At 71.4% G+C, this 26,456-nt stretch carries 28 protein-coding genes; 20 read left to right on the forward strand and 8 right to left on the reverse strand.

All coding sequences use genetic code 11. The features are described from left to right. Positions 1-60: 60 nt before the first annotated feature. On the reverse strand, positions 61-432 hold the full coding sequence (locus tag EWV39_RS06540; RefSeq protein ID WP_129657955.1) for a VOC family protein: 372 nt from the start codon (positions 430-432) through the stop codon (positions 61-63). Positions 433-494: 62 nt separating this feature from the next. Between EWV39_RS06540 and EWV39_RS06545 the strand changes: the two genes are divergently transcribed. After that, complete coding sequence (locus EWV39_RS06545) at positions 495-947, forward strand: MarR family winged helix-turn-helix transcriptional regulator (RefSeq protein WP_129657957.1); 453 nt, start codon at positions 495-497, stop codon at positions 945-947. Positions 948-1,045: 98 nt separating this feature from the next. Here the strand turns inward: EWV39_RS06545 and EWV39_RS06550 are convergent, their stop codons facing one another. Genes EWV39_RS06550 through EWV39_RS06560 form a run of 3 tightly spaced genes read right to left on the reverse strand, consistent with a single transcriptional unit; the run spans position 1,046 to position 4,352 of the window. Then, complete coding sequence (locus EWV39_RS06550) at positions 1,046-2,728, reverse strand: ABC transporter permease (RefSeq protein ID WP_129657959.1); 1,683 nt, start codon at positions 2,726-2,728, stop codon at positions 1,046-1,048. Continuing rightward, positions 2,725-3,651, reverse strand: coding sequence for an ABC transporter ATP-binding protein (locus tag EWV39_RS06555; RefSeq protein ID WP_129657961.1), 927 nt, complete (start codon positions 3,649-3,651; stop codon positions 2,725-2,727). Before EWV39_RS06555 ends, EWV39_RS06550 begins: the two co-directional genes overlap by 4 nt. Then, positions 3,648-4,352: a TetR/AcrR family transcriptional regulator gene (locus EWV39_RS06560; RefSeq protein ID WP_129657963.1), complete on the reverse strand. Its 705-nt coding sequence runs from the start codon at positions 4,350-4,352 to the stop codon at positions 3,648-3,650. Before EWV39_RS06560 ends, EWV39_RS06555 begins: the two co-directional genes overlap by 4 nt. A 141-nt stretch (positions 4,353-4,493) precedes the next feature. Between EWV39_RS06560 and EWV39_RS06565 the strand changes: the two genes are divergently transcribed. The 6 genes from EWV39_RS06565 to EWV39_RS06590 all read left to right on the forward strand — a co-directional run bounded on the left by EWV39_RS06565 (position 4,494) and on the right by EWV39_RS06590 (position 7,572). Then, positions 4,494-4,739, forward strand: a complete 246-nt coding sequence (locus tag EWV39_RS06565; protein WP_129657965.1) for a hypothetical protein — start codon at positions 4,494-4,496, stop codon at positions 4,737-4,739. A 20-nt stretch (positions 4,740-4,759) separates the two neighbouring features. Continuing rightward, complete coding sequence (locus tag EWV39_RS06570; protein ID WP_129657967.1) at positions 4,760-5,005, forward strand: hypothetical protein; 246 nt, start codon at positions 4,760-4,762, stop codon at positions 5,003-5,005. A gap of 218 nt (positions 5,006-5,223) precedes the next feature. Beyond that, complete coding sequence (holA, locus tag EWV39_RS06575; protein ID WP_129657969.1) at positions 5,224-6,234, forward strand: DNA polymerase III subunit delta; 1,011 nt, start codon at positions 5,224-5,226, stop codon at positions 6,232-6,234. A gap of 268 nt (positions 6,235-6,502) precedes the next feature. Then, entirely contained in the window at positions 6,503-6,715 is a 213-nt protein-coding gene (locus tag EWV39_RS06580; RefSeq protein ID WP_129657971.1) for a hypothetical protein, read from the forward strand. Positions 6,716-6,817: 102 nt separating this feature from the next. Beyond that, complete coding sequence (locus tag EWV39_RS06585; RefSeq protein ID WP_129657973.1) at positions 6,818-7,159, forward strand: cupin domain-containing protein; 342 nt, start codon at positions 6,818-6,820, stop codon at positions 7,157-7,159. Next, entirely contained in the window at positions 7,156-7,572 is a 417-nt protein-coding gene (locus EWV39_RS06590; RefSeq protein ID WP_129657975.1) for a DUF488 domain-containing protein, read from the forward strand. The genes EWV39_RS06585 and EWV39_RS06590 overlap by 4 nt, the downstream gene beginning before the upstream one ends. Positions 7,573-7,705: 133 nt before the next feature. Here EWV39_RS06590 and rpsT read toward each other — a convergent pair whose 3' ends face one another. Continuing rightward, complete coding sequence (gene rpsT, locus EWV39_RS06595; protein WP_129657977.1) at positions 7,706-7,969, reverse strand: 30S ribosomal protein S20; 264 nt, start codon at positions 7,967-7,969, stop codon at positions 7,706-7,708. 330 nt (positions 7,970-8,299) lie between these two features. Here rpsT and lepA point away from each other — a divergent pair, with 330 nt between their 5' ends. Both lepA and hemW read left to right on the forward strand, forming a co-directional pair. Beyond that, on the forward strand, positions 8,300-10,156 hold the full coding sequence (gene lepA, locus EWV39_RS06600) for a translation elongation factor 4 (RefSeq protein WP_129657979.1): 1,857 nt from the start codon (positions 8,300-8,302) through the stop codon (positions 10,154-10,156). Continuing rightward, complete coding sequence (hemW, locus tag EWV39_RS06605) at positions 10,153-11,382, forward strand: radical SAM family heme chaperone HemW (RefSeq protein WP_129657981.1); 1,230 nt, start codon at positions 10,153-10,155, stop codon at positions 11,380-11,382. The genes lepA and hemW overlap by 4 nt, the downstream gene beginning before the upstream one ends. A 91-nt stretch (positions 11,383-11,473) precedes the next feature. On the opposite strand, the gene EWV39_RS06610 is transcribed toward hemW, so the two are convergent. Continuing rightward, positions 11,474-11,890 carry a DUF4870 domain-containing protein gene (locus tag EWV39_RS06610; protein ID WP_238148134.1) on the reverse strand — a complete coding sequence of 139 codons (417 nt, stop codon included), beginning with the start codon at positions 11,888-11,890 and terminating at the stop codon, positions 11,474-11,476. Between the two features lie 162 nt (positions 11,891-12,052). Next, positions 12,053-12,913 carry a DUF3097 family protein gene (locus tag EWV39_RS06615; protein ID WP_129657985.1) on the reverse strand — a complete coding sequence of 287 codons (861 nt, stop codon included), beginning with the start codon at positions 12,911-12,913 and terminating at the stop codon, positions 12,053-12,055. Positions 12,914-13,117: 204 nt separating this feature from the next. Between EWV39_RS06615 and hrcA the strand changes: the two genes are divergently transcribed. The 3 genes from hrcA (at position 13,118) to EWV39_RS06630 (ending at position 16,127) form a co-directional block, all read left to right on the forward strand. Next, entirely contained in the window at positions 13,118-14,131 is a 1,014-nt protein-coding gene (hrcA, locus tag EWV39_RS06620; RefSeq protein ID WP_129657987.1) for a heat-inducible transcriptional repressor HrcA, read from the forward strand. An 84-nt stretch (positions 14,132-14,215) separates the two neighbouring features. Then, positions 14,216-15,346 carry a molecular chaperone DnaJ gene (gene dnaJ / locus EWV39_RS06625; RefSeq protein ID WP_129657989.1) on the forward strand — a complete coding sequence of 377 codons (1,131 nt, stop codon included), beginning with the start codon at positions 14,216-14,218 and terminating at the stop codon, positions 15,344-15,346. Positions 15,347-15,359: 13 nt separating this feature from the next. Then, the gene (locus EWV39_RS06630) at positions 15,360-16,127 is read left to right on the forward strand and encodes a 16S rRNA (uracil(1498)-N(3))-methyltransferase (protein WP_129657991.1); all 768 of its coding nucleotides are present in this window, start codon (positions 15,360-15,362) and stop codon (positions 16,125-16,127) included. Here EWV39_RS06630 and EWV39_RS06635 read toward each other — a convergent pair. Further along, positions 16,115-17,035, reverse strand: a complete 921-nt coding sequence (locus EWV39_RS06635; protein ID WP_129657993.1) for a GerMN domain-containing protein — start codon at positions 17,033-17,035, stop codon at positions 16,115-16,117. The two genes, EWV39_RS06630 and EWV39_RS06635, sit on opposite strands and share 13 nt — an antisense overlap. A 155-nt stretch (positions 17,036-17,190) precedes the next feature. On the opposite strand from EWV39_RS06635, the gene EWV39_RS06640 reads away from it, so the two are divergent. The 8 genes from EWV39_RS06640 to EWV39_RS06675 all read left to right on the forward strand — a co-directional run bounded on the left by EWV39_RS06640 (position 17,191) and on the right by EWV39_RS06675 (position 26,414). Continuing rightward, positions 17,191-18,264 carry a PhoH family protein gene (locus EWV39_RS06640; protein ID WP_129657995.1) on the forward strand — a complete coding sequence of 358 codons (1,074 nt, stop codon included), beginning with the start codon at positions 17,191-17,193 and terminating at the stop codon, positions 18,262-18,264. Then, the gene (gene ybeY / locus EWV39_RS06645; protein WP_129657997.1) at positions 18,261-18,758 is read left to right on the forward strand and encodes an rRNA maturation RNase YbeY; all 498 of its coding nucleotides are present in this window, start codon (positions 18,261-18,263) and stop codon (positions 18,756-18,758) included. Before EWV39_RS06640 ends, ybeY begins: the two co-directional genes overlap by 4 nt. Before the next feature lie 6 nt (positions 18,759-18,764). Further along, on the forward strand, positions 18,765-20,054 hold the full coding sequence (locus EWV39_RS06650) for a hemolysin family protein (protein WP_129657999.1): 1,290 nt from the start codon (positions 18,765-18,767) through the stop codon (positions 20,052-20,054). Between the two features lie 2 nt (positions 20,055-20,056). After that, on the forward strand, positions 20,057-21,139 hold the full coding sequence (locus EWV39_RS06655) for a GTPase Era (protein WP_129658001.1): 1,083 nt from the start codon (positions 20,057-20,059) through the stop codon (positions 21,137-21,139). A gap of 92 nt (positions 21,140-21,231) precedes the next feature. Next, positions 21,232-22,734, forward strand: a complete 1,503-nt coding sequence (locus EWV39_RS06660; RefSeq protein ID WP_238148136.1) for an LCP family protein — start codon at positions 21,232-21,234, stop codon at positions 22,732-22,734. Positions 22,735-23,005: 271 nt separating this feature from the next. After that, positions 23,006-24,739 (forward strand): 2-isopropylmalate synthase, encoded by a 1,734-nt coding sequence (gene leuA / locus EWV39_RS06665; protein ID WP_129658003.1) that lies wholly within the window; start codon positions 23,006-23,008, stop codon positions 24,737-24,739. Positions 24,740-24,873: 134 nt separating this feature from the next. After that, the gene (recO, locus tag EWV39_RS06670) at positions 24,874-25,632 is read left to right on the forward strand and encodes a DNA repair protein RecO (RefSeq protein ID WP_165313188.1); all 759 of its coding nucleotides are present in this window, start codon (positions 24,874-24,876) and stop codon (positions 25,630-25,632) included. Further along, complete coding sequence (locus EWV39_RS06675) at positions 25,629-26,414, forward strand: isoprenyl transferase (RefSeq protein WP_129658007.1); 786 nt, start codon at positions 25,629-25,631, stop codon at positions 26,412-26,414. Before recO ends, EWV39_RS06675 begins: the two co-directional genes overlap by 4 nt. Positions 26,415-26,456 lie beyond the last annotated feature (42 nt).

A 26,456-nucleotide genomic window follows, 5' to 3' on the forward strand; every position in this document is an offset into this window, starting at 1 on the left:
CGCCGCCCAGGCAGCCGGGGGAGAGCCCCGATGGCCTGGGCGGCGTGCTGCTCGCGCCCGCTAGGCCTTGTCGTGGACGGTCACGGCGTACCCGTCCGGATCGAGGAAGGTGAACGCCAGGCCGAACGGCCCGGCCTCCGGCGCACGCAGGATCGTGGTCCCCGCCGCGGCGAGGGAGTCGTGCAGCTCCTGCGAGTCGTCGCAGTGCAGCCACAGCGCGACGCCGGTGCCGGGGCGGGGAGTCGCCTGGTCCAGGTCCACACCGGGCAGCGGCTCTCGCACGGCGAAGGGGATGGGGGAGGTCGCGAAGAGGACCGCGCCGGGAGGTGCTGCCTGGACCCGGCGCAGGCCGAGGCGGGTCTCGTAGAACTCCGCGGCGCGCTCGAGGTCGCGCACCTGCAGGGCGATGAAGTCCGGACCGGTGACTGCCATGGGGTTTCCTTCCGAAGTGATGTCAGCATGTTGACATAAAGAGGATATGTCAGAATATTGACATGAAGCAACCCGCAGACGAGCTGGAAGCGATGATCGGCTACCGGCTGAAGCAGGCCCAGGCGGCGCTGCGCTCGCGCATGGACGAGACGCTGAAGCAGCTCGAGCTGACCACCTCGCAGTACTCCTGCCTCGAGACGATCGGGCGGCGCCCCGGGGCCTCGAACGCGGAGATCGCCCGGAGCGTGTTCGTCTCCCGGCAGGCGATGAACACGCTCCTGCGCGGGCTGCAGCAGCGCGGCCTCGTGACGAGGGCGGAGAGGGCGGAGGCGGGCAGGGCGCTCCCGATCAGGCTCACGGGCGAGGGGAGGCGGCTCCTGGGGGAGGCGGCGGCCCGGATCGCCAGGATCGAGAAGGCGATGTCCGACGCGCTCGGCCCGGAGCGGCGGACATCGCTGATGAGCGGTCTCACCCGATGCGTGGACGCGCTGGAGGACCTGCCCGACCCCGAATAGATCTGTGCGGGTCTCGGCCCGCTGCGTGAGGGCGCTGAGACCTCCCGGCCGGGCGAAGGTACCCCGCGGCCGCCCGCGGCCCGCGGCGTCCAGGCGCCCTACGCCCCGGCCAGATCCCGCCGGCGGAAGCCCCCGACGCCGACGCCGGCCAGCAGGAGGGCGATCCCGGCGAGGACTCCGACGGCGGCCCAGGAGACGTCCTCGGCCGGGTACTGGCCGATGTGCCGGAACACGGAGGTGCCGAGCACCGCGTCGTCGAGCTCCATCATGTCCCCGAACAGGCTCAGCACGGCCCCGTACGCGAACACGGCCCAGGTGAGGCCGATGAGCCGCGGCGCGATCCCGTAGAGCGCGAGGGCCAGTCCCAGCAGCGACCAGACGGCCGGGGCATGCGCCACGTGCCCGAGCAGCGTCGGACCGAGGAGCCCCCAGTCCCCGGTCGAGAGCGCGGCGCCGAGCCCCTCGCCGAGGCCGGCCGCGGCCAGCAGGCAGAGCGACCCGAGCGCGGAGACCGCCGCCCACGAGAGGATCCAGCCGCTGCGGGAGACCGCCGCGGCGAGCACGGACTCGGCCCGCGCGCTCTGCTCCTCGCCCCGCAGCCCCTGCGCCGAGAGGATCGCGCAGACCGCGGCGATGATGGCGAAGTAGACGCCCATGAACCCGAGGTAGCCGTCGACCATGCCCCCGGAGCCGCCGAAGACGGCGAGGATCTCCGCCGGCATCCCCTCCGCGTTCTCGGCCATCGGCTGCAAGAACGCCCCGAAGACGACGCCGCCCGCCAGCAGCGCGAACGACCACCAGGCCAACCCGGCCCGCTGCAGCCGGAAGGCGAGCGAGAACGAGCCCCGCAGCCACCGGGGCGCGGCGGCGGAACCGAGCCGATCCGGCAGGATGCCCGCGGCCAGGTCGCGTCGCGACTGCAGCGCGAAGCCGGCGAGGAGCAGCAGCGCCGTCGCCGCGAGGGAGATCGCCAGCGGCCACCACCGGTCGAGGACGAGCGGAGCGGTCTGCTGCGACCAGCCGAACGGCGAGAGCCAGGACAGCCAGTCCAGCTCCCCTCCCTGCACGGCGGACATGTCGCCGAGGCCGCGGACGGCGAAGCTCGCCGCGAGCACCGCCCCGGCGCCGCCGGAGGCCGCCCGCGAGTAGGGCGAGAGCTGCACGGTCACCGCGGCGATCCCGGCGAAGACGAGACCGGCGGCACCGACGCTGCAGCCGAACAGCAGCGAGGAGCCCAGCGACCCCGGCTCGGTCGGGGAGGCGTAGAACACCGCGGTCATGAGCCCCGCCGTCAGCAGGTTCATCAGCGTCACCAGGAGCAGGACCGCGGCCAGCGGCGCATGCCGACCCACGACGCTCGCGCGCACCAGCTCCGCCCGGCCGCTCTGCTCCTCCACGCGGGTGTGCCGGGAGACCGTCATGATGCTCATCAGCGCCGCGCCGATCATCAGGTACGCCCCGTACATCCCCACCAGGAACCGGGCCGCGGTGATGTCGTCGAAGCCGTAGGCCGGGCCGCCGACCAGCGCCATGACGGGGTTCGTGGCGAACACGGCGAAGCTCGCCAGCGACTCCTCGTCCAGCACGAGGCCGAGCGCGCTCGCGAAGTAGGCGAGCATCGCCGTCATCCCGAGCACCCAGGCGGGGAGCCAGATCCGGTCCCGGCGCAGCATGAACCGCAGCAGGCTCCCCGTTCCCGTCAGCGAGCCGCCCGACGAGGCGGTGCCGCGGTGCGCCGGGCCGGCCCGTCCCGACGGCGCGGCCGCCGGCGCCCCGCTCATGACGCGCTCCTATGCAGCTCGTCCCCGTAGTGGCGCAGCAGCAGCTGCTCGAGCGTCGGCGGCGACGCCGTGAGGGCCTGCACGCCGTGGGAGGAGAGCTCCCGCATGATCTCGGGCAGGTGCTGGGCGTCGGCGTCGAAGCGGATCTGCCCGCCCTCCTCGCGCAGATCGTGCACGCCCGGCCGGTCCGTCAGCCCGGAGACCGGACGAGCCGTCCGGGCGGTCACCGCCGTGCGGGAGAGGTGCCGCAGATCGCTCAGCGTCCCGGACTCGACCACCTTCCCGTGCCGGACGATGGAGATCCGGTCGGCGAGCGCCTCGACCTCGGCGAGGATGTGGCTGGACAGCAGCACCGTGCAGCCCTCGTCCCTCGCCCGCCGGATGCACTCCTGGAAGACCGCCTCCATGAGCGGGTCGAGCCCGGCCGTGGGCTCGTCGAGCAGGAGGACCTCGGCGTTCGAGGCCAGCGCGGAGATGAGGGCGACCTTCTGCCGGTTGCCCTTGGAGTAGGCGCGTCCCTTCTTGCGCGGGTCGAGGTCGAAGCGCTCGACGAGCTCCTCGCGCCTGCGTCTGTCGACGCCGCCGCGCAGCCGCGCGAACAGATCGATCGCCTCGCCGCCGGTCAGGCTCGGCCAGAGTTCGACGTCGCCGGGCACGTAGGCGAGCCTGCGGTGCAGCGAGACCGCATCCGACCACGGGTCACCGCCGAGCAGACGCACGGTGCCCGAGTCGTGGCGCAGGATCCCGAGGAGGATCCGGAGGGCGGTCGACTTCCCCGCGCCGTTCGGGCCGAGGAAGCCGTGGACCTCGCCCGGGGCGACGCGGAGGTCCAACCCGTCGAGCGCACGGGCGGGGCCGTAGCTCTTGACGAGGTTCGAGATGCTGATGACGGGAGTCTCGCCGTCGCGTGGGGCGGAGGTCATCGCTGATCGCCTTCGTTCGTCGTGGAGGCTTCGCCCTCCGGTCCGGCCGGAGGCGCGTCGTGCCGGCCCCCCGGAGCGGCGGAGGGCGTCGAAAGGTCCTGGCGGTCGGGTTCGGAGGTGATGAACCCGTGCCGGTACAGGTCGAGGAGGCAGGGGGCGAGTCGGGCCAGCGAGCCGGCCAGATCCTCGGTGCCGAGCGCGTGCCTGACCCTGGGCTCGAGCAGCATCGGCGAGAGTGCCAGCACCGCGATCGCGGTCGACTGCGCGCGCCGGTCCTCGGCCTGGCGGAAGGCGTAGCCGGCGAAGCCCTCGCCGATGATCTGCTCGAGGACCGCGACGTAGTGGTCGAAGAATCGCTGCCCCTGTCCGGAGGGGTCGAGCATCGACTTCAGGAAGTACTCCACGTAGGTGCGCATCGGCCCCTCGGTGAGCAGCTCGGCGAGCAGGGACGGCGGCGCCTGGGGGTTCTCCCGCTTGATGTCGGTCAGCGTCTCGAAGACGTGGTCGTCGCAGGCCGCGCGCAGCTTGGCCTTGGAGCCGAAGTGGTGGATCACCAGGCCGGGCGAGACGCTCGCTGCCGCCGCGATGCCGCGCACCGTCGTCGAGGAGAATCCCCGCGCGGCGAACTCGGTGATCGCGGTGTCCCGGATGCGCTCCGCGGTCTCGGGAGCGGTGTGCGGAGCACGAGAGGTTGAACTCATGTTCAATATTGAACGCGCGTTTTATCTCGTCGTCAACGCCTGCCGTCTTCCTTCGTCGTGAGGCGGCGAGCGGCCGATCCGCCGCCGGCAGGACCGTGGTGCTGGCGCGCAGGATCCTCTCGCCTCCCTAGACTGGGCGGCATGGGCATCAAAGAACTGATCTTCGGAGACCGGCGGGACCCTCGCCATGTGCTGGAGGAGCTGTTCGGCGGCACCGCGGAGGAGGACTCGGCTCCCGAGAGCGCCAAGACCTGGGCGCGTGAGCGGCTTGCCGCCGCCGGCGTGAACCCTGCGGCGGAGACCGTGAGAGCGGTCCGGCTGCTGCGCGTGGAGGAGCCGAGGCTGTCGCTGCTGCCGGCGGCCTACCTGGTGAAGCAGATCGCCTGAAACGTCGAGGGAGGCGTCCCATGACCTGGAAGAAGCCCGTCTACATCGCTGCGGGGATCTGCATCGGCGTCGGACTGATCCTGATGCTCTTCGTCTTCGGATCGGTGGTCTACGCGGCTCGTTTCGACCCGGGCTCAGGAGCGAACATCGGAGCCGGCCTCGCGTTCATGGCCTCGATCGCCGCGCTGCTGGCCGGCGGCGTCACCACCTGGGTGGGCATCGCGACGGACCGCCGCGAGAAGCGATCCCGCCGGGGTCCGCGCTGAGTCGCCGAAGAGGCACGACGACGCTGAGTCCGGCAGCGGCCTCAGGGGCTGTCAGACCGCGTAGGGGGCTGAGAGGCGTGAGCGTGCGTAGGATCAGGATCTTCGTCTGCAGGCGCCCCGCGCCCTAGGATGAAGGGAACACCGAGAGAACCCCGCGGCGAAACCGCACGGCCGGAAGACCCCGACCCGCGCCCCGCCCGAGACCTAAGGACCGCCCAGTGCCCCCACGCCGATCCACACGATCCCAGCAGAGCGGCCCGACGTGGCGCGACGTCGAGCCGGCGCCGGTCGTGCTGCTGCTGGGCTCCGAGGAGTACTTCGCCCACCAGGCGCGCCGCCGCCTCATCGGCCTGGCCCGCGAGGCCGGCGGGGGAGCCGAGGTCCACGACCTCTCAGCGCGCGACTACTCGGCCGGCGCGCTCCCGATGGCGACCAGTCCCTCCCTCTTCGGCGACTCCCGCGTGGTCACGGTCGGGGAGCTGGAGAAGATGAGCGAGGAGTTCCTCGAGGACGCGATGGCCTACCTCGCCTCGCCCGATCCCGACTCCACCGTCATCCTCACTCACGGCGGCGGCAACCGGGGCAAGAAGCTCATCGACGCGATCGGCCGGGCCAAGCACCCCGTCGTCGAGTGCAAGCCGCTGAAGAGCGACCGGGACAAGTCCGACTTCGTCTACGCCGAGGTCCGCGCAGCCGGCCGCCGCATCGAGCCCGACGCCGCCCGCCTGCTGATCGCCGCCGCGGGCCGGGACGTGGGCGAGCTGGCGTCGGCCTGCCGGCAGCTGGCGCAGGACGGGCCGCCCACCATCACCGACGCCGTCGTGGAGAAGTACTACGGCGGTCGCGCCGAGGTCACCGCCTTCAAGGTGGCCGACGCCGCGGTCGCCGGAAACAGCGGCGTCGCGCTCCGGGCCCTGCGCCAGGCGCTGGACTCCGGGACGGATCCCGTGCCCCTGGTCGGCGCGCTGGCCATGCGGGTCCGGCACATCTGCCAGGTGCACGGCCGCCGCGAGTCGCCCGCCGGCCTCGCCCGCTCCCTGGGCATGGCGCCGTGGCAGGTGGAGCAGGCGCAGCGGGACTCCCGGCGCTTCACCTCCGAGGCGCTCAGCCAGGTCGTGCGCAGCCTCGCCGAGGCGGACGCCCACGTCAAGGGCGAGGCCCAGGACCCCGTGTACGCCCTGGAGCGCGCCGTGCTGACCCTGACCACGGCGGGCCAGCGCCGCGGGTGAGGGCTGTCCGTAGCACGGGGGCCGCGTCGTCCACAGGAGCCTTCCATCTCAGGATCCCGATCCCCCATGCCGGGCGATGATGTGATGATGTGGGAGCATGGGGCAACGTGTTCTTCGCAGGAGATCGGAAGCTGTCGGATCGGCATCGGTCTTCGGCGATACCGAGATGAGGGCCGCGCTCGGTGAAAGCCCCACGAGCATGAAGACGCCGGGGAGCTCGCCGCTCCCGGCATGTCGTGGCAGGACGCCAGGACAGGGGGACCTCTGAATGCGGCACCAGGGACTGCGGATCGTCGCCACCGCGGCGTTCTCCGGCATCTTCACGGCCTGGCTCCTGGACCTCCTGCGCTTCGGCCTCGACCTGCGCGGCACCATGGTCGCGCTGTCGCTCCTGATCCTGACGGGCGGCGTCGCACTCTGGTCGCTTCTCTCCGACGGGACCCTTCGCCGCGACGCGGAGGAGCCGGACGAGCCTTCGTGAAGCGGATCCCTGTCCCCAACGCGCCGTGCTGACCCTGACCACGGCGGGCCAGCGCCGCTGAGGCTAGGGTGGAGGCACAGAATCGCACGAGGAGGTGCAGGAATGAGTAACCTGAACGAGGAGGCCCGCAACCATCTGCAGGCGGCTCGGGAGGACGAGCGGGGCCGCAGCGCGGGCCTGGTGGTCCACGACGGCGAGCTGCGCCAGACGGTCATCGCGCTCGCCGAGGGAGCCAGGCTCCCCGCCCACAACTCACCGCCGGCGGCGAGCCTCCAGGTGCTCACCGGCCGGGTGAGGGTCGAGCTCGGCGAGGAGGTCCAGGGGGAGTTCGCGGCCGGGGAGCTGTGGGTGCTCACGCACGAGCGGCACTCGGTCCTCGCCCTCGAGGACTCGGCGTTCCTCCTGACCACCGTCACCAGCGTCCCCAGGTCGTCCTACTCATGAGCGCGGCGTCGAAGGGATCCGAGCGGTCCTCTCAGGGAACGGGGAAGAAGCAGGCCGACGTCGTCGTGAAGAGGATCTACGAGAAGGCCGCGGACCGGGACGGCAGCCGGGTGCTCGTGGACCGGGTCTGGCCGCGGGGCATCAAGAAGGCCGATGCCGGGCTGACCGAGTGGCTGAAGGAGGTCGCGCCGACCTCCGAGCTGCGCAAGTGGTACTCCCACGACCCGGAGAAGTACGAGGAGTTCGCCCGCCGCTACCGGAAGGAGCTGGCGGAGGGACCGCAGCGCGAGGCGTTCGAGGAGCTCGTGGAGATGGCGCGCGAGAAGCGGCTGACGCTGCTGACGGCCACGAAGTCCCCGGAGATCAGCCAGGCCGAGGTCCTGCGGGGCCTGATCGCGGACCAGGCCTTCTGAACCGGCTCGGACGGGGGAGGGAAAGCCTCCTGTGAGCCCGCCCGGACGCACCGTCGAGGCCCCGCTCCGCCCGGACGCACGAAGGCCCCCGCCGGAATCCGGCGGGGGCCTTCGACTCACTTACTACCGAAGACTAGGAGAGCCCGTTGACGCGAGCGGCCAGGCCCGACTTCTTGTTGGCAGCGTTGTTCTTGTGCAGAACACCCTTGCTGACAGCCTTGTCGAACTTCTTGCCGGCCAGGCGCAGAGCCGAGACGGCCTGCTCCTTGTCGCCCGCTTCCACGGCGGCGTTGACCTTGCGCACCGAGGTGCGCAGATCCGACTTGTAGGCGTTGTTACGCAGACGAGCCTTCTCGTTGGTCAGGATCCGCTTCTTCTGGGACTTGATGTTAGCCACGTGAAAACCTTCTGTTGTTCGTCGTATAGGTCAGTGAGGGCAAACGAGCCGGTCTTGACTGAGCGGCGTGGGGATGCCTGTGACAACCGGCTCGCAGTGCCCGATGACCATCGGACACACAGCTAATGAGTCTATCAGCAAGGCCGGGTCCCGGCCATAGGGCGTCCCGGGTCGCGTACGCCACACCTCCGCGCGGCTCCCCGGCGGCGTCGTGCCCCGCGCCCGCGCACCCGGGCCCGGAGCGACTTAGCGCCGGATGGGAAAACATGGGAAACTAGGAGATCGACCGGCACGCTCACGTGCACCAGTCCATAGAAAGGGCAGCTACTCGTGGCACCTCAGGCGAGCGAAGCTCCGCGCCCCGCGGCGACCGATCCCAGCATCCTGCGGAACTTCTGCATCATCGCCCACATCGACCACGGCAAGTCCACCCTGGCGGACCGGATGCTGCAGGCGACCGGCGTGCTGACCCCCCGGGAGATGAAGAACCAGTACCTGGACCGGATGGACATCGAGCGCGAGCGCGGCATCACCATCAAGTCCCAGGCCGTGCGCATGCCGTGGGAGGTCGAGGGGACCGCCTACGCGCTGAACATGATCGACACGCCCGGCCACGTGGACTTCACCTACGAGGTATCCCGCTCCCTGGCCGCCTGCGAGGGCGCGCTCCTGCTGGTCGACGCCGCCCAGGGGATCGAGGCGCAGACGCTGGCCAACCTCTACCTGGCGATGGAGAACGACCTCACCATCATCCCGGTCCTGAACAAGATCGACCTCCCCGCGGCGCAGCCCGAGAAGTACGCGGAGGAGCTCGCCAACCTCATCGGCGTGGATCCCGAGGACGTCCTGCGCGTCTCCGGCAAGACCGGCGAGGGGGTGGAGGAGCTGCTGGACCGGATCGTCCGCGACCTCCCCGAGCCCCAGGGCATGGCCGACGCCGAGCCGCGCGCCATGATCTTCGACTCCGTGTACGACTCCTACCGCGGGGTGGTGACCTACGTCCGCGTCGTCGACGGCATGCTCAGGCCGCGGCAGAAGATCGCCATGATGTCCACCGGCGCCGAGCACGAGCTGCTGGAGATCGGCGTGATCTCGCCCGAGCCCAAGCCCACCGAGGGGCTCGGCGTCGGCGAGGTCGGCTACCTCATCACCGGCGTGAAGGACGTCCGGCAGTCGCGGGTGGGCGACACCGTCACCGACGCCAAGCGCCCCGCGCCGGAGAACCTGGGCGGCTACGAGGACCCCAAGCCCATGGTCTTCTCCGGCCTCTTCCCGATCGACGGCTCCGACTACCCGATCCTGCGCGACGCCCTGGACAAGCTGAAGCTCAACGACGCCGCGCTGGTCTACGAGCCGGAGACCTCCGCCGCGCTGGGCTTCGGCTTCCGCGTCGGCTTCCTCGGCCTGCTGCACCTCGAGATCGTCCGGGAGCGCCTGGAGCGGGAGTTCAACCTGGAGCTCATCTCCACCGCGCCCAACGTCATCTACGACATCGTGGCCGAGGACGGCACCTCGATGCGCGTGACCAACCCCAGCGAGTTCCCCGAGGGCAAGATCTCCACCATCGAGGAGCCGATGGTCGCCTGCACCGTGATCGTGCCCAGCGAGTTCATCGGCGCCGTGATGGACCTGTGCCAGTCCCGCCGCGGCCAGATGGGCGGCATGGACTACCTCTCCCAGGACCGCGTCGAGCTGCGCTACCGGATGCCGCTGGCGGAGATCGTCTTCGACTTCTTCGACCAGCTGAAGTCGCGCACCCGCGGCTACGCCTCGCTGGACTGGAAGCTCGACGGCGCCCAGGAGTCCGACCTGGTCAAGGTGGACATCCTGCTGCAGGGCGAGCGGGTGGACGCCTTCTCGGCCGTGACCCACCGGGACAACGCGTACTCGTACGGCACCACGATGGCCACCCGGCTGCGCGAGCTGATCCCGCGGCAGCAGTTCGAGGTGCCCATCCAGGCCGCCATCGGCTCCCGCATCATCGCGCGCGAGAACATCCGGGCGATCCGCAAGGACGTGCTCTCCAAGTGCTACGGCGGCGACATCTCCCGCAAGCGCAAGCTGCTGGAGAAGCAGAAGGAGGGCAAGAAGCGCATGAAGATGGTGGGCCGCGTGGAGGTCCCGCAGGAGGCGTTCATCGCGGCGCTCTCCTCGGGCGAGGAGTCGAAGGACAAGTCCAAGAAGTGAGCCCCGCCCAGCCCACCGGGGATCCGGCACCGGCGGACGGCCTGCTGCCCGCCGGCGCGGGGGCCGAGGCCGCCGCGCGCACCTTGAGCCTGTACGTCCACGTCCCGTACTGCACCGTGCGCTGCGGCTACTGCGACTTCAACACCTACGCCGCGGAGGAGTTCTCCGACGGCGTCGGGCGGCTGACCTACGCCGACGACGCCGTGCGCGAGCTCCGCTTCGCCGCCGAGGTCATGGAGCGCTCGGGCGGGCTCGGCCGGCCCCTGCACACGGTCTTCTTCGGCGGGGGGACCCCGACCCGGCTCCCGGCCGAGGACCTCGCGCGGATCCTGCGCACCGGCGTCGAGCTCTTCGGCATCGAGGACGGCGCGGAGGTCACCACCGAGGCCAACCCCGACTCGGTGACCCGCGAGGACCTCGAGACCCTGCGCGACGCCGGGTTCACCCGCGTCTCCTTCGGGATGCAGTCCGCGGTGCCCCGCGTCCTGGAGGTCCTGGACCGCACCCACACCCCGGCGAACGTGCCGAAGGTCGTGGACTGGGCCAAGGAGCTCGGCCTGCAGACCTCCGTGGACCTGATCTGCGGCGCGCCGGGGGAGACCCTGGAGGAGTGGGAGACCTCGGTCCGCGCGGCGATCGGCTACGCGCCGGACCACATCTCCGCCTACTCGCTCATCGTGGAGCCGGGCACCAAGCTCGCGGCGCAGATCGCCCGCGGGGAGCACGTGCCGGTGGACGACGACACCCAGGCGGACATGTACCAGCTGGCCGACGAGCTCTTCGCCGGCGCGGGGTACCACTGGTACGAGATCTCCAACTGGTCCACCGGGCCCGCGACCCGATCGCGGCACAACCTGGCCTATTGGCGCAACCAGGACTGGTGGGGGATCGGCCCCGGCGCCCACTCGCACGTGGGCGGGGTGCGCTGGTGGAACCTCAAGCACCCCCTGCCCTACGCCAACCGGCTGCGCGAGGGCGTCTCGCCGGCGGCCGCGCGGGAGCACCTCGAGGCGGAAACCCGCTACACGGAGGAGATCATGCTGGGCGCCCGGATCGCCGACGGCCTCCCGGTGGAGCGGCTGCGTCCCGCGGGCCGCGAGGCGACCGGCTGGCTGCTGGGCCAGGGCCTCATCGAGGCGGGGGAGCTGGAGCGCGGCCTGGTCCGCCTGACCCTGCGCGGCAGGCTCCTGGGCGACGCAGTGGTCAGGGAGTTGCTGGCGGACTGAGCCGGGGCCCGCGGGCTCCGCGCGGCCACGGCGGGGTGGGGTCGAGGGCCCCATGCCGGGCGGCTCCCGGGGCTTCAGCCCCGGGACCGGATCAGGCGTCCCGGCTGAACTTGTCCAGCAGCCGCGTGTTCAGCGGGTACTGGTACGGGTTGCCCCGGTTGACGACGACGCCGGCGATCAGCGACATCACGGTCACGTACAGCCACACCACGGCCGCCGCGAGCCCGAAGAACCAGCCGATCGCCGGGATCACCGAGAGCCCGATGCAGGCGATGATCAGGATGGTCGGCAGCAGGGTGAAGTTCAGCGCCTCCCGCGACTCCTGGGCCGTGAAGCGGCCGCGCTGGCGGACCGTGGCGTAGATGACGGCGGAGGGCAGGCATCCTGCCACGCCGCCGAAGTGCGAGAGCGTCGCCAGCGCGCGATCGTCCCTGACGCTCAGCGGCTGAGGGGTCGCCGAGACCCCCTCGAACGGAGTGCCGGACTCGGTGGTGGAGGTACGCCCCAAGGAATTCCGCCCTTTTCTCTCATGGCCCATGGTTCTAGAAGCGCGAGGTGCGCTCCGTCCATGGTACCGGTTCGGGGCCGTCCTCAAACCGCGGGCTCCCGCACGGCCTCCATGGCGTGGGAGGGGTGCGTCGTCGTCCCCGGTCCCAGCGCCCTCGAGGGGTCAGGAGCCCTCGGCGTCCTGGGTGAGGAAGTCGATGATGTGCTCCACCGGGCCGAGGATCCCTGGGTCCAGGTCCGCGTAGGTCCGCACGCTGCCCAGGATCCTCTTCCACCCGGCCGCGGACTCGGCGGGGGTGCCGTGCGGCCAGCCGATGCGCCGCAGGATTCCGGTCTTCCAGTCCTCGCCGCGCGGCACCTCGGGCCAGGCGCTGAGCCCGACGGCGGCCGGCTTCACCGACTGCCAGACGTCGACGTAGGGATGCCCGACGAACAGGACGTTCTCCCGGGCCCCGGGAAGCCTCATCGCCTCCTCCGCCAGGCGGGACTCCTTGCTGCCGGGCACCAGGTGGTCGGCCAGGACGCCCAGGCGCCGATGCGGGGCGGGGGAGAAGTCGCGGATGATCTCGGTCACGTGGTCCAGTCCGTGCATCGGCTCCACCACGATGCCCTCGTGCCGCAGGTCCTCGCCCCAGACCTTCTCCACCAGCTCGGCGTCGTGCACGCCCTCGACCAGCATGCGCGAGGCCCGGGCCGTCCTGGCCCGGGCGCGCGGAGCGGCGACCGAGCCGGAGCGGGTGCGCTGCGGCCGGCGGGAGGCGGCGGCGCGCGGCGGGACCAGGGCCACGGGCTCCCCCTCGTAGAGGAAGCCCGGGCCGAGCGGGAACGAGCGCACCGCCCCGTGCCGGTCCTCCAGCCCGACGACGCGCTGCCCGCCGATGCTCTCCAGGGACACGGCCGCGCCGACCCAGCCGGACTGGACCTCCTCGATGACCATCCCCGCCCTGACCTCCAGCTCCCGGGCCGCGGACGCCGGGGCGGCGGCCGCCGAGAGGTCCTGGGGGCCCCACGCGTATCGATCCATCGGTCTCCTCCTCGCATCTGATCAGCCGTGCGTCGGGGCTCCGGGCCCCGGCTCCTCAGCCTAGAGCTTATGGCCCGCGATCCGTTCCCGTGCCCCGACCAGGGGCGTAGAATTAGCAGGCAGGCACATTGAGTGCCAGAATGGTCAGGCACGTCCAGGCACGGCAGCGCGTCCGTGCCGCGATCTTCGAGGAGTCACACACCCGTGAACCAGCCGCGTCGGCTCGAGGTGCTCAGCGCCATCGTGGAGGACTACGTCCACTCGCGGGAGCCCGTGGGCTCGAAGGCGCTGGTGGAGCGGCACAACCTCGGCGTCTCGAGCGCCACCGTGCGCAACGACATGGCCGCCCTGGAGGAGGAGGGGATGATCACCGCCCCGCACGCCAGCGCCGGGCGGATCCCCACCGACAAGGGCTACCGCGCGTTCGTCGACCAGATCTCGGCCGTCAAGCCGCTCTCGGCCGCCGAGCGCCGCGCGATCACCGGCTTTCTCGAGTCGGCCGAGGACCTGGACCAGGTGATGGCCCGCACCGTCCGGCTGCTCTCGCAGCTGACGCACCAGGTGGCCGTGGTCCAGTACCCGGTGAGCACGGGCGAGGCCGTGCGGCACATCGACCTGGTGGAGATGTCCCCGGGGCTGGTCCTCGCCGTCGTCATCACGAGCCGGGGACGGGTCCTGCAGCGGGCGGTGGAGGTGGACCCCGCGCCCTCGGAGATCGGGCTCGCGGCCGTGCGGGCGAGCGTGCTCGACGAGGCGCTCGGCCAGCCCCTGACCGATCTGGCGCCCGGCGCGGCGCGGGCCGTCGACGCCGTGGAGCCCGCCCTGCGGCCCGCGGCCCTGACGCTGGCCGGGGCGGTCGCTGACCTCGGCAGCGGGCAGCGCGAGGAGCGCCTCCTGATGGCCGGCACCTCGTACCTCGCCCAGGCCACCGGCGACTTCACCCGCAGCATCGCCCCCATCCTCGACGCGCTCGAGGAGCAGGTGGTCATGTTGCGCCTGCTCTCCGAGATCGGGGAGGATTCCCGGGGGGTCTCGGTGCGCATCGGACGGGAGAACGCCGAGTCGCCGCTGGCGGACGCCTCCGTCGTCGCCACCGGGTACGGTCCCAGCCTGGCCTCGAAGCTGGGCGTGGTGGGGCCCACGCGCATGGACTATCCGACGACCATGTCCTCGGTCCGCGCCGTCGCGCGGTACCTGTCCCGCATCCTGCACGAATAGATCGCGGGCCGGCGCTGTTGACGTCGGGGGACACCAGACACGCAGATTCACGCGGCGAGCGGCCGCAAGAGTGAGGAAGATTCAGTGAGCAGTCATTACGAAACGCTCGGTGTGGCGCGCGATGCCAGCGCCGAGGAGATCAAGAAGGCCTACCGGAAGAAGGCCCGCAAGCTCCACCCGGACGTGAACCCCTCGTCCGAGGCCGCCGAGGAGTTCAAGCGCGTCTCGCACGCCCACGACGTCCTCTCCGACCCGGAGAAGCGGCGGGTCTACGACACCACCGGCAACGAGAACGGCAGCAACACCGGCTTCGGCGGCGGCTTCCCCGGCTCGGGCTTCGGCTTCTCCGACATCTTCGAGACCTTCTTCCAGGGCGCCGGGGCCTCCCGGGGCCCGGCCAGCCGCGTGCGCCAGGGCCAGGACGCGCTCATCAACGTCCGCGTGGACCTGCGCGACGCCGTCTTCGGCACGGAGAAGGAGGTCACGGTGGACACCGCCGTGACCTGCGAGCTCTGCCACGGCGAGGGCACCCAGGAGGGCACCAAGCCCGAGACCTGCCAGGTCTGCCACGGCCAGGGCCACGTGCAGCGCCAGGTCCAGTCGATCCTCGGCAACGTGGTCACCACCGCCGAGTGCCCCAACTGCCGCGGCTTCGGCACCGTCATCAAGAACCCCTGCCAGGAGTGCTACGGCGAGGGGCGGGTGCGCCAGCGCAAGCCGCTGACCCTGCGCATCCCGGCCGGCGTCGCCACCGGCACGCGCATCCGCCTCAACGGCCAGGGCGAGGCCGGGACCGGCGGCGGCCCCAACGGCGACCTCTACGTCGAGCTGCGGGTCACCCAGCACGAGACCTTCTCCCGCGAGGGCGACGACCTCCACGCGACCGTCACCATCCCCATGACCGCCGCGGCGCTGGGCACGACCATCTCGCTGGAGACCTTCGACGGCCCGCGCGACGTCTCGGTCAGGGCCGGCACCCAGACCGGGGACACCGCGACGCTCAAGGACCTCGGCGTGACCCGGCTGCGCGGCAACGGCCGCGGCAACCTCGTGGTCCGGTTCGCGGTGGAGACGCCGACCAAGCTGACCCACGAGCAGCGCGAGCTGCTCGAGCAGCTCGCCGCCTCCCGCGAGGAGGACCACACCAGCGCGGAGACCGTGAGCAACCAGAACCAGGGCTTCTTCTCCCGCCTCCGGGACAGGTTCCAGGACTAGGGACGACGCCGCCATGACCCGACCGATCTTCTACGCCGCCCCGGAGGACCTCGCTGACCTCGGGCCGGGGGAGACCTACGTGCTCGACGGCGCCGAGGGCCACCACGCCGCGACCGTCAGGCGGCTCGCGGCGGGCGAGGCGCTGGACCTCGTGGACGGCCGGGGCACGCGTGTGCCCGGCGTCGTGGAGGCGGTGCTCGACGCCGGCCTGGAGGTCGGCGTCACCGGCCCGCCGGTCCGCGACCAGGGCAGCGGCGTCGTGCTCGTCCAGGCCCTGGCCAAGGGCGACCGCGACCTGATGGCGGTGGAGATGGCCACCGAGCTCGGCGTCGACGGCGTGGTGCCGTGGCAGGCAGAGCGCAGCATCGTGCGGTGGAAGGGCGAGCGCGCCGCGAAGGCCCACGCCAAGTGGGAGCGCACGGCGGCGGCCGCGGCCAAGCAGGCCCGCCGCGCCGCGATCCCCGCGGTCTACGACCTGCACTCCTCGGCGGAGCTGCCCGCGGCCTTCGACCCCGGCGACCGCGTGCTGGTCCTCCACGAGGAGGCGGAGCTGGGCCTGTCCGAGGCGCTGCGCCGCGAGCCGGCCGCGGCCCGGCAGGGCGGCTCCGGCACCACCTACCTCGTGGTGGGTCCCGAGGGCGGCATCTCCCCGGCCGAGCTGGAGGCGCTGACCGGCGCCGGGGGCACGGCGGTGCGGCTGGGGCGCGACGTCCTGCGCACCTCGACGGCCGGTGCCGCCGCGCTGGCCGTGCTCCACGCGGCCTCCGGCTACTGGTCCTGAGGCACGCTCCGCTCGATCGTCCCCTCGCGGACCGTGAAGTCGTGGTCGTCCCAGAGGCTCACGTCCTGCGCGGGGTCCACGAGGCCCTGGTCGTAGACCTCCTCGTTCGGCACGAAGGCCTCGATGGTGTAGTCCCCGGGGTCCAGGGTGCGGTCGAACTGGATCTCGTGGTGCCCCGAGCCGTCGTCGCGCAGGTCCACGGCCTCCTCCTCGATGACCCCCTCGATCCCGCTGAGGCGCCAGTGCACGCTGGAGGCGATGTGGTCGGAGACGAGCTTGAAGCCGACCTCGCGGGAGTGCACGCCGCCCTGGTCCGGGTCGATCACCCACAGGGGTGATCGCGCCGCGTCGTCCCGCTGGGTGGGGGAGCCGAGGGTCTCCCCGCCGAACTGGTGCCCGGCGCGGCCGTCGACCAGCACCACCACCGTGGTGGCGTGCTCGGCGTCGAGGACCTTGGTGCTGACCGCCGTCGCCGTGGCGGTGTAGACGAGCTGCTGGAGCGCCATCCGCTCGGCCTCCTCGCCGAGGTCCTCCGGGAACATGTCGGAGGAGACGTCCAGGGTCAAGGTTCCGTCCGAGGTCACGGAGCTGCCCACCGAGCTCGCCGGGGACCAGGGGTTCTCGTAGTCGGGGTCGGCCGGCTGCATCCGGGACATCATGGACACCGCCATGGCGACGACGTCCCCGGCGGGGGCGGACTCGTCCGGGGCCAGCGGCACGTACTCGCGGAACAGGTGGGCGCGGGGCCCGGGCTGGCCGACCCAGTACAGCGGCACGCGCTGGCTCGAGGAGGAGTCCCGCAGCGCGCCGCCGGACCCCTCGGAGGAGCCGTCCAGCAGGCCGCAGCCGGTGAGGGCGAGCAGCGCCGCCGAGGCGAGGGCCGCGATGCGCGTGAGGCGTGGCGCCATGGGCGTGGGCACCTCCAGCTCTTCCAGACGACGACGGCGGCGTGGCGCGTCCCGTACATTCTATCGGCGGAGCCCCGCCCTCCCCACCCTCGCCTAGTAGGCTGGGGTCAGAAACACGTCACAGATCCACGACCCGAGAGGTTGCCCCGCTGTCCATGTCATCCACGCCTCCCGGGGCGACCCGGCCGCTGTCCGTCTCCCGCACCTACGACTTCTCCTCCCGCGACTCCATGGTCCAGTCCCTGGGGCCGCAGGACTCCTCGGTGCTCGTCATCGAGCAGGCGTTCCCCGAGGTCTCGCTGCGCGTGAGGGACCTCGAGATCGCGGTCACGGGCCCCTCGCCCCAGGTGGACGTCGTGATCCGGCTCCTCGAGGAGCTCGAGGCCCTGGCCCGCCAGGACTCGGTGATCACCGCCCAGGTGGTCAAGCGCCTGGTCGATCTCCTGGTGCGCAACATGAGCACCGCGACGCCGACGATGACGCAGAACATCCTCTCCAGCCGCGGCCGGAAGATCCGCCCCAAGACCGTGAACCAGTCGGCCTACGTGGACGCGATCGACGCGCACACCGTGACCTTCGGCATCGGCCCGGCGGGCACCGGCAAGACCTACCTCGCGATGGCCAAGGCGGTGCAGGCCCTGCAGGCCAAGGAGGTCAATCGGATCATCCTGACCCGTCCCGCGGTCGAGGCCGGCGAGCGGCTGGGCTTCCTGCCCGGCAGCCTCAACGAGAAGATCGACCCCTACCTGCGTCCCCTCTACGACGCGCTGCACGACATGATGGACCCCGAGTCCATCCCGCGGCTGATGGAGGCGGGCACGATCGAGGTCGCCCCGCTGGCCTACATGCGCGGGCGCACGCTCAACGACGCCTTCATCATCCTCGACGAGGCGCAGAACACCACCGTGGAGCAGATGAAGATGTTCCTGACCCGCCTGGGCTTCGGCTCCAAGATGGTGATCACCGGGGACGTGACCCAGGTGGACCTGCCGACCGGGGCGGCCTCGGGCCTGCGCCAGGTGCGCGGGATCCTCGAGGGCGTCGAGGACATCGACTTCACCGTCCTGGAGGCGGTCGACGTCGTGCGCCACCAGCTCGTCAGCGACATCGTCACCGCCTACGGGCGCTGGGAGGAGGGCGAGCAGCGGCGCGGGGAGCGCCCCGCCCGCCGCCGCCCGTCCCGCGGGGAGTCCCGGCCGGCCCGGGCCGAGCGGGAGGACGGCGAGTGAACCTCGACATCGAGATCCGCCCGGACGTCCCGGAACCGGAGCGCGCCGCCTTCGCCGAGCTCGACGCCGAGCGGCTGAGGGGCCTGGTCGAGCTCGCCTTCCGCCGCCTCCACGTGGACCCGGAGACCGAGCTGTCCCTCGCGGCGGTCGACGCCGCCGAGATGGCCGAGCTGCACGTGCGGTGGATGGACCTGCCCGGTCCGACCGACGTCATGTCCTTCCCCATGGACGAGATGCGGCCCGGCACCCCGGAGCGCCTCAGCGAGGGGACGCTGGGCGACATCGTCCTGTGCCCGGCTGTGGCCGCCGAGCAGGCCCGCGCGGCCGGCCACAGCACCTCGGACGAGCTGTGCCTGCTCACCGTCCACGGCGTCCTCCACTGCCTGGGCTACGACCACGGCACCGCCGAGGAGGAGCGCGAGATGTTCGGGATCCAGCGCCGGATCCTCGAGGAGTTCCTGGGCCGGCCGGCCCCCGTCGAGACGAGGCACTAGCGGCCCATGCTCCCCACGATCCTGATCCTCGCGATCCTGGTGCTCATCGGCGTCGCCTTCCTCCTCACGGCCACCGAGTCCGCCTTCACCTACCTGCCGCGCCACGAGGCCGAGAAGATCGGCGAGGAGCCCGGGCACGAGGCCCTGCGGCGGATCCTCGCCGAGCCCCGCGTGCACATGCACACGCTGCGGCTGGTGCGGGTCCTCTGCGAGAGCCTGTTCACGATCCTGCTGGTGCTGCTGATGCTCGACTTCGCGCACGCGCCGTGGCTGGCCGGGCTGCTCGCGCTGGTCATCGCGACGCTGGTCGGCTACGTCGTCATCGGCGTCTCGCCCCGGCACGTGGGCCGCTCGAACCCGCTGCGGGTGGCCTCCGCGGCCGCCGGGCCGCTACGGGGCCTCACCGTGGTCCTCGGGCCGGTGGCGCGCGGGCTGATGCGCGGAGGCGCCCGGCTCGCCCCGGCCACGGACGAGTCCGCCGGCTTCTTCACCGAGGAGGAGCTGCGCGAGTTCGTGGACCGGGCCTCGACCCGGGACATCATCGAGGACAGCGAGGCGGCCATGCTGCACTCGATCTTCGAGCTCGACGACACGCGCATCCGCGCCGTCATGGTCCCGCGCACCGACACCGTCACCGCCGAGCTCGAGGAGAGCCTCGAGGACGCACTGAACCTCTTCCTGCGCTCCGGGTACTCGCGCATCCCGGTGCTGGGCGAGGACATCGACGACGTCCGCGGCTTCCTCTACCTCAAGGACGTGGCCGAGGCGATCCTGCTGGAGCGCGGGGAGGCCCGCAGCCGCGGGGTGCGCGACCTGCTGCGCCCTGCCCGCTTCGTGCCCGAGTCGCAGAAGGTCTCCGAGCTGCTGCCGCAGATGCAGCACGAGGGCACCCACATCGCCGTCGTCGTGGACGAGTACGGCGGCACGGCGGGGCTGGTCACGCTCGAGGACCTGATCGAGGAGCTGGTCGGGGAGATCGTGGACGAGTACGACACCGCCATCCCCGAGGTCGAGCGCCTCGGGGACGGGGAGTACCGGGTCAGCGCGCGGATGAGCGTGGGGGACCTGGGCGAGCTCTTCGACGTCGACCTGGACGACGACGACGTCGACACCGTCGGCGGCCTGCTCGCCAAGGCGATGGGCCGGGTCCCCATCGTGGGCTCGAGCGCCGAGATCTACGGCATCCACCTCAAAGCGGTTAAGCTCGAAGGGCGCCGCAACCGCGTGGGGATGGTGCTGGCCTGGCAGGAGCCGGGGGAAGAGGACGACGACCAGGCCCGCGGGGCCGAGGAGTGACCATGGAATTCGCAGCCGTGCCCGAGGACTACGTCGCCGGGTTCGCCGTGCTCGTCGGGCGCCCGAACGCGGGCAAGTCCACGCTGACCAACGCCCTGGTCGGGCAGAAGGTCGCGATCACCTCCAACCGCCCCCAGACCACGCGGCACACCATCCGCGGCATCGTCCACCGGGAGCACTCGCAGCTGATCCTGATCGACACCCCCGGCCTGCACCGTCCCCGCACGCTGCTCGGGGAGCGGCTGAACGACCTGGTGGGGGAGACGCTGGCGGAGGTCGACGTCATCGGCTTCTGCATTCCGGCCGACGAGAGGATCGGCCCCGGGGACCGGTTCATCGCCGCCCAGCTCGCGGCCGCCGGCAACAAGCCGGTCGTGGCGATCGTCACCAAGGCCGACGCGGTGAGCCAGGAGCGGCTGGCCGAGCAGCTGATGGAGGTCGCCCGCCTGGGCGACGAGACGATGACGGCCGAGCGCGCCGCGCGGGAGGAGCGCCGCCGCCGGCGGGAGGCCTCCGGAGGGCGCGGAGGCGGCGAGAAGAAGCCCGCCACCCCCTTCTCGCGCGACGCCGGCCCCCGCCCCGCCGAGACCCCCGCGCACGACGACGGCCAGGGCGGCTGGGCGGACATCATCCCGGTCTCCGCGGTCGAGGGCTACCAGGTCGAGGCCGTCGCCGACCTGCTGAGCACCCACCTGCCGGACTCCCCGCCGCTCTACCCCGAGGGGGACCTCACCGACGAGCCCGAGGCCGTCATGGTGGCCGAGCTGGTCCGGGAGGCGGCCCTGGAGGGCGTGCGCGACGAGCTGCCCCACTCGGTGGCCGTGACGGTCGAGGAGATGCTCGAGCGCGAGGACCGCCCCGAGGACGACCCGATGATCGACGTGCACGTGAACCTCTTCGTCGAGCGCGAGTCCCAGAAGGCGATCATCATCGGCCGCCGCGGCGCCAGGCTCCGCGAGATCGGGACCACCGCCCGCCGCGGGATCGAGGCGCTGCTGGGCACCAAGGTCTACCTCAGCATCCACGTGAAGGTCGCCAAGGACTGGCAGCGGGACCCCCGCGCGCTGGGCCGGCTCGGCTTCTGAGGCGCTCCCGGCGGAGGCCGGTGGCGCGAACACCCAGAGACGGCGCCTACAATGTCCCGAAGCACGGCACATCGACGACCAGGAGCTCCTCAGTGACGCAGACGCCTACCGGACCGGACGAGCGCACCACGCCGCGGCTCAGCCAGCGGGGACGCCACTTCGCGAACGGCGCGGTCGTCTCCCGGCAGTGGGTGTGGATCGCGCTGTGCTGCGTCTCCCTGCTGCTGGTGGTCATGGGAGCGGGCGGCTTCGCGGCGCTGCGGCTGCAGCAGAACGTCTCGACGCAGGCGCTGAACCTCGGCGGCTCCTCGGGCTCCGCGGCCGACGTCGAGGGCCCGCTCGACATCCTGGTCATCGGCTCGGACACGCGCGGGGGAGAGAACTCCGACTACGGCGACAGCCTGGACCAGGAGTCCGGCGCCCGCTCCGACGTGATGATGCTCATGCAGATCAGCGAGGACCGGCAGAACGTCAACGTGGTCTCCTTCCCCCGCGACCTCATGGTCTCGATCCCGGAGTGCACCAACCCCGACTCCGGCAAGGTCTTCCCCGCCGCCGACGACGTCCAGATCAACGAGTCCCTGGACCACGGCGGCCCCGGCTGCACCGTGGCCACGATCAACGAGCTCACCGGCGTCGACATCGACCACTTCATGCTGGTGGACTTCAACGCCGTGAAGGAGCTGAGCTCGGTGGTGGGCGGCGTCCAGGTCTGCGTGAGCGACGCGATCGACGACGAGTACTCGGGCCTGGACATCCCCGCCGGCTCCTCCAACGTCGAGGGTGAGCAGGCGCTGGCCTTCCTCCGCTCCAGGCACGGCTTCGGGGACGGCTCGGACACCGGCCGCATCCAGGCCCAGCAGGGCTTCCTCGCCTCGCTCATGCGCAAGGTCAAGGACGAGGGGACCCTGAGCAACCCGGGCAAGCTGTACGACATCGCCGAGGCGATCACCCAGAACGTCACGGTGGACGAGGGCTTCGCCGACCCCGGGACCTTCGTGGGGATCGGCCGCGAGCTCGCCGGGATCGACCTGAACCGCGTGGTCTTCGCCACGGCGCCGACGGAGCCCTACGTCTACGACGAGAACAAGCTCCAGCTCTCCGCCGACGCCGACCGGGTCTTCGAGACCATGCGCGAGGGCGGCTCCCTCGCCGACGGCGGGGGCGAGGAGGAGCCCGCGCCGGAGGAGACGACGCCGGCCCCCACCGAGACCCCGGACCGCTCCACCCCCGTCTCGGTCCTCAACGCCTCGGGCGAGACGGGCCGGGACTCCGACGTCGCGGACCTGGTCGAGTCGATGGGCTACCTCACCGTGGCCCCGCAGGAGGGCGGCGTCGAGTACCCGGGCAGCACGGTCTACTACAGCACCGGCTACGAGGCCGAGGCCCGGGAGATCGCGGACAAGTTCGGGATCCCCGCGGCGCAGGTCCAGCTCTCCGAGAGCTACCTCGGCGTCGCGCTGTTCGTGGGCGAGGACTTCACCGAGGGCGAGAAGATCACCCAGGAGGAGTCCGAGGAGGACCCGGGGATCGTCGGCGGGGCCGCCGGGCAGACTGCGGACCAGGAGACCTGCCAGCAGGCCTTCTCCTACTGACCCGGCCTCCCGGCCCGGCGTCGTTGCGCGGGCCGGGAGACCACCGCGCCGCGCCCGCGGGGCCAGGCCCATCCAGGATGTGAGACCGAGGGTGACCCGTGACGCATCGTCGTCCGGGGCGGTGGTACTTTGGTCAGATGAACGTCACCGGATGGTCGCTACTCCTTAGCTGCCGCAGCGAGGCCTCGTAACTCAGCCAAGGCCGACATCTCGCTGCGGGTTACTCGTTGCGCCGGCCGCAACCATCTCGAGGATTGACGAGGATATCCACGTGCGAAACGTTCAGCAGGCATCATCGATGCCCTTCCACAAGTACCGCCCCTTCCACGAGCAGATCCGCATCGACCTGCCCGACCGCACCTGGCCGGACAAGGTCATCACGAAGGCGCCCCGCTGGTGCGCCGTGGACCTGCGGGACGGCAACCAGGCGCTCGTGGACCCCATGGACATCGACCGCAAGCTGGCCATGTTCAAGCTGCTGGTGCGGATGGGGTACAAGGAGATCGAGGTCGGTTTCCCCTCGGCCTCGCAGACGGACTTCAACTTCGTCCGCACCCTGATCGAGGACAGCTACATCCCCGACGACGTGACGATCCAGGTCCTGGTCCAGTGCCGCGAGCACCTGATCGAGCGGACCTACGAGGCGATCGAGGGCGCGCCGTCGGCCATCGTCCACTTCTACAACTCGACCTCGGTTCTCCAGCGCAAGGTCGTCTTCCAGGCGGACCAGGACGCGATCATGGACATCGCGCTGACGGGCGCCCGGCTGTGCGCCAAGTACGAGGAGCAGATGCGCACCTCGGTCCCGATCACCTACCAGTACTCGCCCGAGTCCTTCACCGGCACCGAGGTCGAGTACGCGGTCCGCGTGGCCAACGCCGTGACCGCCGAGCTGGGCATCGGCGACGACCGCCAGGTCATCATCAACCTGCCCGCCACCGTGGAGATGGCGACGCCGAACGTCTACGCCGACTCGATCGAGTGGATGAGCCGCCACCTGGACCACCGCGAGAACGTGGTGCTCTCCCTGCACCCGCACAACGACCGGGGGACCGGCGTCGCCGCCGCCGAGCTGGGCTACCTGGCCGGCGCGGACCGCATCGAGGGCTGCCTGTTCGGCAACGGCGAGCGGACCGGCAACGTCGACCTGGTGACCCTGGGGCTGAACCTGCTCACGCAGGGCGTCGACCCGCAGATCGACTTCTCGGACATCGACGACATCCGCCAGACCGTGGAGTACTGCAACCAGCTCAAGGTCCACGAGCGCGCCCCGTACGGCGGCGAGCTGGTGTTCACGGCCTTCTCCGGCTCGCACCAGGACGCCATCAAGAAGGGCTTCGACGCCATGGCCCGCGAGAGCGAGGCCACCGGCACGGACATCGAGGACATGGTCTGGGAGGTCCCGTACCTGCCCATCGACCCGCATGACCTGGGGCGCAACTACGAGGCTGTCATCCGCGTCAACTCGCAGTCGGGCAAGGGCGGCGTCGCCTACCTGCTGAAGCAGCAGAAGGGGCTGGACATGCCCAAGCGGGCGCAGGTCGAGTTCTCCTCGGTCGTGCAGCACCGCACCGACTCCGAGGGCGGTGAGATCACCAGCGTCGCCCTGTGGGACATCTTCAAGGACGAGTACCTGCCCGCCGAGGACGACGCGAAGCGCCGCTGGGGCCGGTTCAGGATCGTCTCGATGAACACCGAGGCCCGCGACGCCGGGGACACCACACTGAAGGTCACGCTGCAGGTCGGCGAGCACGAGTACGAGCGCTCCGCGGTGGGCAACGGCCCGATCGACGCGCTGACCCAGATCCTCTCCCGCGAGGGGGTCGACGTGCGCATCCTCGACTATTCCGAGCACGCGCTCTCGGCCGGGCAGTACGCCCAGGCGGCCAGCTACATCGAGGCCGCGGTGGGCGACCGCGTGTTGTGGGGCGTGGGCATCGACGCCAACACCACCCGCGCCGGGCTGAAGGCCGTCGTCTCGGCGGTCAACCGGGCCCTGCGCTGATCCTGGCGGGTGCAGGGAGGGCCGCCGTCCTCTTCGGGCGGCGGCCCTCCCTGCACGGACGGCCCCACCCGGCCGGCTGACACGAAGGGTGCGCTCATAGCGCGCCCTTCGCCGTGCGGTGAGATAATGGGATCGTGCCCACCTCACCCTCGCATCCGCACGTCTACCGGGACACCCTGCTCGTCCTGCGCACCCAGCAGCTCGGGGAGGCGGACCGCATCGTGGTCGGGATCAGCCCTCGCCAGGGCGTGGTCCGGGCCGTGGCGAAGGGCGTCCGCAAGAGCTCCTCGAAGCTGGGGGCGCGGCTCGAGCCGTTCATGTTCACCGACGTCTCGCTGGCGCACGGCCGCAACCTGGAGACCGTCACCCAGGCGGTGACGCGCCGGGCCTACTCGGCACCGGTGGTCGCGGACTGGGACCGCTACGTCGCCGCATCCTCGGTGTGCGAGGTCGCCGAGACCCTCGGCCTGGCCGTGGAGGCGGGGGACCCCCGCCTGTTCAACCTGACCGTGGGGGCGGTGGGGGCCCTCGCCCGCGGGGAGCATCTGGCGGGGGACGTGCTGACCTCCTACCTGCTGCGGGCCATGGCCGTCTCCGGCTGGCACGTCGAGCTCTGGGCGTGCGCGCGCTGCGGGGCGGAGGGCCCGCTGCGCTCCTGGTCCCAGGCCGACGGCGGCACGGTGTGCGACGCCTGCCGGGCGCCGGGGGACCGCCCGCTGGCCGAGGACGCCCTGGAGTACCTCCGGGCGGCCTCCGCGGGGCGCTGGGAGGTCCTCGACACGGACCCCGAGCCCGGTGTCAGGGACCGCGCGGGGAAGCTCATCAGGCGTTATGTACAGTGGCACATGGAGCGTGAGTTCCGCTCCTTCGCACTCCTGGAAGGGCCCCTATGACCGTCGTCGCACCCTTTGCCCACCCCTCGGGGAGCAGGCCTCCCGCGATACCCGCCCGCTTCGTCCCCGGGCACGTCGCGGTGGTCATGGACGGCAACGGGCGGTGGGCCAACGAGCGCGGGCTGCCGCGCAACGAGGGCCACCGGGCGGGGGAGCAGGCCCTGCTCGACGTCGTCGCCGGCGCGATCGAGATGGGCATCGGCTGCGTCAGCGCCTACGCCTTCTCAACGGAGAACTGGAAGCGCTCGGTGGACGAGGTAACCTTCCTGATGCGCTTCTGCTCGGACGTCCTGGCGCGGCAGCTGGAGACCCTCAAGTCCTGGGGCGTGCGGATCCGCTGGGCGGGCCGCCGCCCGCGCCTGTGGAAGTCGGTGATCCGGCAGCTGGAGCAGTGCGAGCGGGAGACGGCGGGCAACACCGTCTGCACGCTGGTGATGTGCGTGAACTATGGGGGCCGGGCAGAGATCGCCGACGCCGCCGCGCGCATCGCGGAGGATGCCGCGGCCGGGAGGATCAAGGGCTCCCAGGTCACGGAGAAGACCTTCGCGCGGTACCTCGACGAGCCGGACGTGCCCGACGTCGACCTCTTCCTCCGCACCTCGGGGGAGCAGCGCTTCTCCAACTTCCTGCTCTGGCAGAGCGCCTACGCGGAGATGGTGTTCATGGACGTGCTCTGGCCCGATGTGGACCGGCTGGTGCTGTGGAGGGCGGTCGAGGAGTACGCGCGCCGGGACCGGCGGTACGGCGCGGCCATCGACGCTACCGTTCAACCTAAATCTTAAGTTGAAACACTGTTATTAACCCTTACCTTTAACTTGAATATA

Source organism: Rothia halotolerans (assembly GCF_004136635.1).
Lineage (GTDB): Bacteria > Actinomycetota > Actinomycetes > Actinomycetales > Micrococcaceae > Rothia > Rothia halotolerans.